Origin of the sequence: Streptomyces niveiscabiei (assembly GCF_001419795.1) — a bacterium.
Classification (GTDB): Bacteria; Actinomycetota; Actinomycetes; order Streptomycetales; family Streptomycetaceae; genus Streptomyces; species Streptomyces niveiscabiei.
On record NZ_LIRL01000367.1, the window covers coordinates 1 to 9619 of the forward strand.

General features: G+C 68.8%; 8 protein-coding genes. 7 read left to right on the forward strand and 1 reads right to left on the reverse strand.

All coding sequences use genetic code 11. The features are described from left to right. Positions 1–207: 207 nt before the first annotated feature. The 4 genes from eno to AOK24_RS18570 all read left to right on the forward strand — a co-directional run bounded on the left by eno (position 208) and on the right by AOK24_RS18570 (position 3770). Positions 208–1494 carry a phosphopyruvate hydratase gene (gene eno / locus AOK24_RS18555; RefSeq protein ID WP_055721191.1) on the forward strand — a complete coding sequence of 429 codons (1287 nt, stop codon included), beginning with the start codon at positions 208–210 and terminating at the stop codon, positions 1492–1494. 111 nt (positions 1495–1605) lie between these two features. Beyond that, complete coding sequence (locus AOK24_RS18560) at positions 1606–2082, forward strand: FtsB family cell division protein (RefSeq protein ID WP_055721192.1); 477 nt, start codon at positions 1606–1608, stop codon at positions 2080–2082. 76 nt (positions 2083–2158) lie between these two features. Next, the gene (locus AOK24_RS18565) at positions 2159–2677 is read left to right on the forward strand and encodes a DUF501 domain-containing protein (RefSeq protein WP_055721193.1); all 519 of its coding nucleotides are present in this window, start codon (positions 2159–2161) and stop codon (positions 2675–2677) included. Positions 2678–2822: 145 nt separating this feature from the next. After that, positions 2823–3770 (forward strand): Ppx/GppA phosphatase family protein, encoded by a 948-nt coding sequence (locus AOK24_RS18570; RefSeq protein ID WP_055721194.1) that lies wholly within the window; start codon positions 2823–2825, stop codon positions 3768–3770. 43 nt (positions 3771–3813) lie between these two features. Here the strand turns inward: AOK24_RS18570 and AOK24_RS18575 are convergent, their stop codons facing one another. Next, the gene (locus AOK24_RS18575; RefSeq protein ID WP_159051919.1) at positions 3814–4260 is read right to left on the reverse strand and encodes a hypothetical protein; all 447 of its coding nucleotides are present in this window, start codon (positions 4258–4260) and stop codon (positions 3814–3816) included. Positions 4261–4851: 591 nt separating this feature from the next. Here AOK24_RS18575 and AOK24_RS18580 point away from each other — a divergent pair. The 3 genes from AOK24_RS18580 to mycP form a co-directional block, all read left to right on the forward strand. Next, the gene (locus AOK24_RS18580) at positions 4852–6228 is read left to right on the forward strand and encodes an NAD(P)/FAD-dependent oxidoreductase (RefSeq protein ID WP_055721196.1); all 1377 of its coding nucleotides are present in this window, start codon (positions 4852–4854) and stop codon (positions 6226–6228) included. Between the two features lie 340 nt (positions 6229–6568). Further along, the gene (locus tag AOK24_RS18585) at positions 6569–7066 is read left to right on the forward strand and encodes a hypothetical protein (protein WP_055721197.1); all 498 of its coding nucleotides are present in this window, start codon (positions 6569–6571) and stop codon (positions 7064–7066) included. Positions 7067–8664: 1598 nt separating this feature from the next. Then, positions 8665–9619: type VII secretion-associated serine protease mycosin (gene mycP, locus AOK24_RS18590; RefSeq protein WP_079056876.1), on the forward strand; the 955-nt coding region annotated here is incomplete at its 3' end.

A 9619-nucleotide genomic window follows, 5' to 3' on the forward strand; every position in this document is an offset into this window, starting at 1 on the left:
CCCCGTACGCACCGGAGCGGGTTTGTGTCCGCCGCCGCCCTTCTTTGTTCGCCCCCCGGCCACCCCCTCTTTGTTCCGGGTATGAACAATGAGTACGGTCGGTTCTGTCCCATGGGGCGGGCGGTCGGCTGGCCGAAGCCCCGGAGCCGGTTAGGCTCGTCCTCGCAGCGCCCACGAGGTCTGCGTACCCGCGTCACACTGAAGGAGATGCTCGTGCCGTCCATCGACGTCGTCGTAGCCCGGGAAATCCTCGACTCGCGAGGCAACCCCACCGTCGAGGTCGAGGTCGGCCTCGACGACGGCAGCACCGGTCGTGCCGCCGTCCCGTCCGGCGCCTCCACCGGTGCCTTCGAGGCCATCGAGCTGCGCGACGGTGACCCCAACCGCTACCAGGGCAAGGGCGTCGAGAAGGCCGTCCTCGCCGTCATCGAGCAGATCGGCCCGGAGCTCGTCGGCTACGACGCGACCGAGCAGCGCCTGATCGACCAGGCCATGTTCGACCTGGACGCCACCGACAACAAGGGCTCGCTGGGCGCCAACGCCATCCTCGGCGTCTCCCTCGCCGTCGCGCACGCCGCCTCCGAGGCGTCCGACCTGCCGCTCTTCCGCTACCTCGGCGGCCCGAACGCGCACCTCCTGCCGGTGCCGATGATGAACATCCTGAACGGCGGCTCGCACGCCGACTCCAACGTGGACATCCAGGAGTTCATGATCGCGCCGATCGGCGCCGAGTCCTTCTCCGAGGCCCTGCGCTGGGGCACCGAGGTCTACCACACCCTCAAGAAGGTGCTGAAGACCAAGGGCCTGTCCACCGGCCTCGGCGACGAGGGCGGCTTCGCGCCGAACCTCGGCTCCAACCGCGACGCCCTCGACCTCATCCTCGAAGCGATCAAGCAGGCCGGGTACGTCCCCGGCGAGCAGATCGCCCTCGCGCTCGACGTCGCCGCCTCCGAGTTCTACAAGGACGGCTCCTACCTCTTCGAGGGCAAGTCCCGCTCCGCCGCCGAGATGACGGAGTACTACGAGGAGCTGGTCGCCGCCTACCCGCTCGTCTCCATCGAGGACCCGCTCTTCGAGGACGACTGGGCCGGCTGGAAGGTCCTCACCGACCGCCTCGGCGACAAGGTCCAGATCGTCGGCGACGACCTCTTCGTCACCAACCCCGAGCGCCTCGCCCGCGGCATCGAGGACGGCGCCGCCAACGCGCTCCTCGTCAAGGTCAACCAGATCGGCTCCCTCACGGAGACCCTGGACGCCGTCGAGCTGGCCCAGCGCAACGGCTTCAAGTGCATGATGTCCCACCGCTCCGGCGAGACCGAGGACGTCACGATCGCGGACCTCGCCGTCGCCACGAACTGCGGCCAGATCAAGACCGGCGCCCCGGCCCGCTCCGAGCGCGTCGCCAAGTACAACCAGCTCCTGCGCATCGAGGAGATCCTGGACGACGCGGCCGTGTACGCCGGTCGGTCCGCGTTCCCCCGCTTCAAGGGCTGAAACACCCTTAGGGACGCCGCTTAGAAGGGCGTCGCTCGTACGTCCCCGTACCCGGTCCCGTACCGTGTGCGGGGACGTACGCACGTATGAACGGGAACGGGAGGCGCGGGCATGGCCGTCAAGGACAAGGACCGGTTCTCCACCGCGACCAGACTCCGCGCCCTCGGCGAGCAGACCGCCGCCCGCGTCTACCGCTCCCAGAACAAGCGCCAGCAGCGCCGCTCCCGTCTCACCGGCCGCGCCGCGCTCCTCGCGCTCGTCCTGTGCACCCTCGTCGTCGCCCTCGCCTACCCCATGCGCCAGTACGTCTCCCAGCGCGCCGAGATCGCCGACCTCGAACGCGAGCAGGAGCAGGCCCGGCAGAAGGTCGAGCAGCTCCGCGACCTCAAGGCGCGCTGGCAGGACGACGCGTACGCCGAGCAGCAGATCCGGCAGCGGCTCCACTACGTCCTGCCGGGGGAGACCGGGTACGTCGTCGTCGACCCCGACGCCGCGAAGCAGGCCCGCGTCGACGCGGGCGCCGCCGACCGGCCCTGGTACGCGAACGTCTGGGACGGCGTGGACAAGGCCGACGCGGTCGGCAGGTGAGGCGGGGGCGGCGTGCCCGCGATACTGGACGCTGCCGCCTCAACCCTTACCGACAGCAGAGAGACTCTCGTACGCCATGCAAACGCCTCCCCCGACCACTGAGCGCACCGAGCCGACCGACGCGGACGTCGAGGCGTTCCGGCAGCAGTTGGGCCGGCCCCCCCGGGGGCTGCGCGCCATCGCCCACCGGTGTCCCTGCGGGCAGCCGGACGTCGTGGAGACCGCGCCCCGTCTTCCCGACGGGACGCCCTTCCCGACGCTGTACTACCTGACCTGCCCCAAGGCGAACTCGGCGATCGGGACGCTGGAGGCGAACGGGGTCATGAAGGAGATGACCGAGCGGCTCGGGCAGGACCCCGAGCTGGCAGCCGCGTACCGCGCCGCGCACGAGGACTACATCCGGCGGCGGGACGAGATCGAGGTGCTGGCCGGGTTCCCGAGCGCCGGGGGGATGCCGGACCGGGTGAAGTGTCTGCATGTGCTGGTCGCGCACTCGCTGGCCGCCGGGCCCGGGGTGAATCCGCTCGGTGACGAGGCGCTCGCGATGCTGCCGGAGTGGTGGCGTAAAGGTGCGTGCGTGGTTCCCGCCGAGTGATCTCGCCCCCGCCGCCCCTACCCTTCCCATCCTTTGAAGGGGCTCCGCCCCTTCCACCCCGCCAAGGGGCTCTGCCCCTGGACCCCGTTCGGCCCGAAGGGCCTCGTCCTCAAACGCCGGACGGGCTGAAAGAAAGGGCGTCTCCGTGACCCGTGTCGCCGCCGTCGACTGCGGTACCAACTCCATCCGGCTGCTCGTCGCCGATGTCGACCCCGTGTCGGGGGAACTCGTCGATCTGGACCGGCGGATGACCATCGTGCGGCTCGGGCAGGGGGTCGACCGGACCGGGCGGCTCGCGCCGGAGGCGTTGGAGCGGACGTTCGCGGCGTGCCGGGAGTACGCGGCGGTCATCAAGGAGCTGGGGGCCGAGAGGGTGCGGTTCGTCGCGACCTCCGCCTCCCGGGACGCGGAGAACCGGGACGAGTTCGTCCGGGGCGTGCTGGAGATCCTCGGGGTGGAGCCCGAGGTCGTCACCGGGGACGAGGAGGCCGCGTTCTCCTTCACCGGCGCGACCAGGGAGCTGACCGCGCGGCCGGACCTCGCGACGCCGTACCTGGTCGTGGACATCGGCGGCGGGTCGACGGAGTTCGTCGTCGGGGACACGGACGTCCGCGCCGCGCGCTCCGTCGACGTCGGCTGCGTACGGATGACCGAGCGCCACCTCGTCCACGAGGGCACGGTCACCGACCCGCCCACCGAGGCGCAGATCGCGGCGATGCGGGCGGACATCGAGGCGGCCCTCGACCTCGCGGAGGAGACGGTCCCGCTGCGGGAGGCGCGCACGCTGGTCGGGCTCGCCGGGTCCGTCACGACGCTCTCGGCCATCGCCCAGGACCTCCCCGAGTACGACTCGTCCCGTATCCACCACTCCCGGATCTCCTACGGGACGGTCCGCGAGCTGACCGAGTGGCTCCTGCGCTCCACCCACGCCGAGCGCGCGGCCATCGGCTCCATGCACCCCGGACGCGTGGACGTCATCGGCGCGGGGGCCCTCGTACTCCTGTCGATCATGGAGCGGACCGGCGCGGAGGAGGTCGTGGTGAGCGAGCACGACATCCTGGACGGGATCGCGTTCAAGGTGGCGGAGGGCTAGACAGGGAGAGGCCCCGGCAGTGCGCCGGGGCCTCCCGTGTACGTCAGGCGTGTACGTCGATCTTGTCGCTGCACTTGCTGTACGTCCCCTGGACGTAGCAGGCCCACAGCTTGAGGTCGGCACCCTCCAGCAGGTCGCCGGTCACCTTGTCGGTGTACGGCGCGGAGTGGCCGCGCGTCGTCGCGGTGTCCCGGCCGTCGTTGACGTGCGCCTCGATGCCGTAGCCGTCCGCCAGCTGGTCGGAGGCGATCAGGCTGTCCCCGGTGGAGGAGCCGAAGTCACCGGGATCGGCCGCCCACTGGGCGGTCCCGGCGTAGTCGCCGTCGTTGTAGACGTCGATGCGGCCGGCGCCGTTGCTGAACGTGTAGCTGTAGAAATAGACGTTCGGCGCGGCGCTCGCCGGGTTGGCCGGACCACCCACGACCAGACCGGCTGCCAGCGCCATCGCTGAGGCGGCTATGGAGACCGCTCGCTTACCCCGTTGCTTCACGTGTGTCCTCGTCTCACAGAGTTGATGTTGTGAAGGAGCCACATCATTCAGGCCGGGGAGAGGCGGGGGAAGAGGCGATTTTCGGCCAAGTGTGGAGACGATGGGTGCGAAACCGGCCTACTGGGCACCAAAACCCCCCATGAAATGGAGGAGTTGTGCATCGGCTGGAGGCTTCGTCGGCAGGGCTCCGCTGAGCTGGGGGAACACCGTTTGAGCGGGGTTCGAGGGGGTGCGGCGGCGTCCCGTCGGGAAAGTTCGTGAAGTTCTTCACAAGGAAAAGGGTCCCGTTGGGTCAGGAACGCGGCCCGGTTGGCCCTTCCGGGGCCCAACACCCGTGTGAACACGTTCAAAACGGGGGTACGGGGACGTAACGCGAAGGGGCCGCGGAGGCATCGTACCGACCCCTCACAGGGCCCTCGGACGGCCGGAGAGGCAGGTCGGGGGCCATTGACAACGGTGCCGTGGGGGAGGGGGTTCCCGCTCGCGGACATGACATGGATCACGCGAGTCGCGGAGGATAACACACCCCCCGACAAAGCTTGTGAAGGGGCGCACGAGCGACCCCCCTGACCCGGGTGGATACTCGATGGCATGAGCACCACGGAGCGTCCCAGGATCCTCGTAGTAGGCGGTGGGTACGTAGGCCTGTACGCAGCTCGACGCATTCTCAAGAAGATGCGTTACGGAGAGGCGACCGTCACGGTCGTCGACCCCCGGTCGTACATGACCTACCAGCCCTTCCTCCCCGAAACCGCCGCCGGCAACATCTCCCCGCGCCACGTCGTCGTCCCGCTGCGACGCGTGCTGCCGAAGGCGGAGGTGCTCACCGGCCGGGTCACCACCATCGACCAGGACCGCAAGGTCGCGACGATCGCCCCGCTCGTCGGCGAGGCGTACGAGCTGCCCTTCGACTACCTGGTGATCGCGCTCGGCGCCGTCTCCCGCACCTTCCCGATCCCCGGCCTCGCCGAGCAGGGCATCGGCATGAAGGGCGTCGAGGAGGCCATCGGCCTGCGCAACCACGTCCTCGAACAGCTCGACAAGGCCGACTCCACGACCGACGAGGAGATCCGCCGCAAGGCGCTCACCTTCGTCTTCATCGGCGGCGGGTTCGCCGGCGCGGAGACCATCGGCGAGGTCGAGGACCTGGCCCGGGACGCGGCCAAGTACTACAAGACGGTCTCCCGCGAGGACATGCGCTTCGTCCTCGTCGACGCCGCCGACAAGATCCTCCCCGAGGTCGGCCCCAAGCTCGGCCAGTACGGCAAGGAGCACCTGGAGAGCCGCGGCGTCGAGATCTACCTCTCGACCTCGATGGACTCCTGCGTCGACGGCCACGTCGTCCTGAAGAACGGCCTCGAAGTCGACTCCAACACGATCGTCTGGACGGCCGGCGTCAAGCCGAACCCGGTCCTGGCCCGCTACGGCCTCCCCCTCGGCCCCCGCGGACACGTCGACACCTCCGAGACCCTCCAGGTCCAGGGCACCGACTACATCTGGGCCGCCGGCGACAACGCCCAGGTCCCCGACGTCGCCGCCCGCAAGGCCGGCGTCGAGAACGCCTGGTGCCCGCCCAACGCCCAGCACGCGCTGCGCCAGGCCAAGGTCCTCGGCGACAACGTGGTCTCCGGCATGCGGGGCTTCCCGCAGAAGACGTACGCGCACTCCAACAAGGGCGCCGTCGCGGGGCTCGGCCTCCACAAGGGCGTCGCGATGATCGTCATGGGCAAGATGAAGATCAAGGTGCGCGGGCGGCTCGCCTGGTACATGCACCGCGGCTACCACGGCATGGCCATGCCGACCTGGAACCGCAAGATCCGCGTCTTCGCCGACTGGACCCTCGGCATGTTCCTCAAGCGCGAGGTCGTCGCCCTCGGCGCCCTCGAAACTCCCCGCGAGGAGTTCTACGAGGCGGCGAAGCCGGCGCCGGCGCCTGCGGCGGCCAAGACCGAGGCGAAGGCCTCCTGAACCCCGGGGAGTCCGGGGCGGTCCCCCCTGCGGGGAGCCTTCGACTCCCTTCCTGCTCAAGTGAGTTGGTCCATGGGCCCTGTTCCGGGCCCGGGCCCTGCACCGGTCCTCGCCCGAGGGGCCGCCCGCCATCCGTGGTGCGGGCGGCCCCTCCGGCGCGTCCGGGACGCCGTACCCGAAACGTGCTGGCGTTCTCCGGTGGGGTGGTGTGAGCTGAGTACGAGTGCTCATGCGGGGGCGCGGATGTGGGGGTTGGATGGACGGTGGTGGCCCTCGGGGGTCGGTTGTCGGTGGCGGTGGTTAGAGTTGGCTGTGTGATCCGTACGGGGAGGATGACGGAATGTTGCTGGAGGGCGGGGAGAACTCGTCGACCGACGCGCGGAACGCGATTCAGGCGCAGGCCGACATGGCCGCGGAGTACGCGTCGTTCACAGGTTTCCGCACGCGCATAGATGAACTGATCCGCACCCTCAAGGGCTCCTCGGCCGGCCCCACCGAACTGGCCCAGGACCAGCTCACCCGCACTCAGTTCGGCGGCGGGAGCGAGGGGTGGATCGAGGCGGCCGGCCTCTTCACCGCGTACGAGACGGTCATCAGCGAGCTGGAGAACCTCTCCAAGCTCCTCTCCGACTCCATGGAAGGCATGGGCATCGCCGTCCTCGCCTCCCACAAGGGCTACGAGAACATCGACCTCGACGTCCGCCAGCGCATGGCCGCGATCAGCGCGGAGACGACCAAGGAGTACGGCGGCGTCTACGACCCGGGCCAGCCGCAGCAGTCGGCAACCGGCCAGCCGCCGTCCGGCAACGCCACGAACACGAAGGGCGGGGCGATCTGATGCGTGACGCGGAGAGTTCGGGCGGTACGTTCTTCGACGGCATGAGTCATGAGCAGATGCTGGCGTGGCTGGACCAGGCGAACGCGGGTGTGGTCAGTGGTGCCGCGAGTCGTCTGGAGAAGGCTGCGGCTGATATCGCGGACATCGCGAAGGAGTTGAAGGTCCGTCCCCAGTGGGTGGCGTGGAAGGGCGAGGGTGCCGACGCCTTCCGTACCTGGGCGGCCGATCTCGCCAACGCGACGCTCCGTCTGAGTGACTTCAGCAAGGATTCCAGTTCGTGGCTGATGCATGCCTCGGACGCGATCTCTCTGGCCCAGTCGTCCATCCCTCGCGACATGCCGAGTGCTACGGCGAACCTTGCTGCGGCCAAGGCGGCCCACAACGATCCCGACGCGGCGGGTATCGCCTCCAAGTCGTCTGCGGAGCTGGCGGCTTTGACCGCGGACCGGGAGAAGGTGCGGCTGGAGGCGGCGTCGCAGATGACGAAGCTTGCGCAGTCGTATTCGTGGTCGGCTACGCAGTTGAACGCGTTGGAGAGACCGAAGCTTCCACCGCCGCCGCAGGCGTTCGTGCCGCAAGACGCTCTGCTACTTGACGGCATGGCGGACCATGGCCGCTCCGGGGGCTCAGGCAGTACGGGTTCAGTTGCCGACGCAGGGACTACGGTCGCAGGGAGCAGCGGTTCGACACGGAGTTCTCATCTGCAAGTCGCCCCTGTTGCTGCCGCGTCGCTGCCGCATGTCGCGGGGACACAGAGTGTTCCTGGGGAGGTGACACCACCTCCTATCCGGACAGCCATTGATTCGGTGGGTACCTTGCCGTCGCACGCTCCGGTGGAGAACCCGCGCAACCCAGTCGACCCGGGGCTGGTGCGAGGTACGGCACCACAGCCCGGGCCAGTTCCTCCGTTGTTCGGAGGTGGGCAGCCACTGCCCGTCAGCAGTAACCCGGCGGTATCGGGGAGGGCACCGATGCCCTTGCTCGGCCAGGGAACCGGGACTGCGACGCCTTTGGGACGCGTTCCGAACGTCACTGGTGGTAACGGCATCATCGGTGGCCGTCCCGTCCTGCCGTCCGAAGGCAGGGCGACGGGGTCTATTCCCCGTGGCACGGTCGTGGGAGGGGAAGGTACCTCCATGCGTGGACCGATGGGGCAGACGGCGGGTATGGCGAACCCGGTCAGTCGAGGGACGGGCGTACCGAGTGCGACCGCCCGCAGTCGCCCTGTGTCGCCTCCTGGTGGCATGGGCGGCGGGCGACCGATGCCCACCTCCGGTGTCGTGGGTGGCAGCGCTGCCCAGCAGCCGGGACGTACGGGCGGGCGCGTGCCTGGTTCCAGGGCGGTTGGAGTCGGCGGCGAGGGATCGCGGAACGCGATCACGGGTGGTACCGCTGGGACGACACGCTTTGGTGCAGGCCATGGCGCGGCGGCCCCTGCTTCGCGTCCGACTCAAGGTACGCCTCCGACGAACACGAGGAACGGGAGCGGCCAGCCCTACGGTGTGACGGAGGACGAGGCGACCTGGCAGCGGAACCACCGGCCTACTGTGCCGCCGGTTGTCGACTGACATGTTCAGGAATTAGGGAGAGCCGAGTTCATGCTGATCAGTAGCACTGGATACCGGCTTTGCCGTGCGATGGCTGCGGCGGCCTTGGGGTTGTCGCTGGTGGGTGTCACAGGAACGTCCGCGAGCGCGGAGACAACCCGTGAGGAACAGTGGTTCCTCGATGCCATGCAGGCCGAGAACATGTGGAAGACCAGTACCGGAGAGGGTGTCACGGTCGCGGTCATCGACTCCGGTGTCGACTGGACCAACCCTGATCTCAAGGGACGTGTCCTGGCAGGCAAGGACTACGCCACGGATCAGCCGGGCGACGAGCACACAGATTACGCCGGCCATGGCACCGGCATGGCCGGCCTGATCGCCGGAACCGGCGCTTATGGCGGAGGACAGGGTGCTTTCGGCCTCGCTCCCGGAGCGAAGATCCTCCCTGTTCGGATGCCTAAGGCCGATGAACTGGCCAATATGGCCGAAGGGAACGAGGTATTCAACGAACTCGTTCCGCAAGCGATCCGTTACGCGGTGGGTGCAGGCGCGCGAGTCATCAACATCTCCCTGGGGTTCAGCGAGGGCTCGCCGCAATTGACGGACGCGGTCAAGTACGCCCTGGACAAGGGCGCGTTGATTTTCGCGGCTGTCGGAAACACCGGAGACCAGGCCAACTTGCCCGAGTATCCGTCCGTGACTCCTGGCGTGGTGGGGGTCGCAGCTGTAGGCCGGAATCTCCACCGGACCGCGGAGTCCCAGTTCGGTCCCCAGGTCGACATGGCCGCGCCGGGTGAGGACATGGTGCACGCCTGTGGAACCAAGAGCGGCGTCTGCAAGTCGAGCGGCACGAGCGACGCCACCGCCCTCGCCTCAGCGAGCGCCGCCCTGATCTGGTCGGTCCACCCCACCTGGACGAACAACCAGGTCCTGCGCGTCATGCTCAACACCATCGGTGGTCCCACCGACGGCGCCAAGCGCAACGACGCCATCGGCTACGGCATCG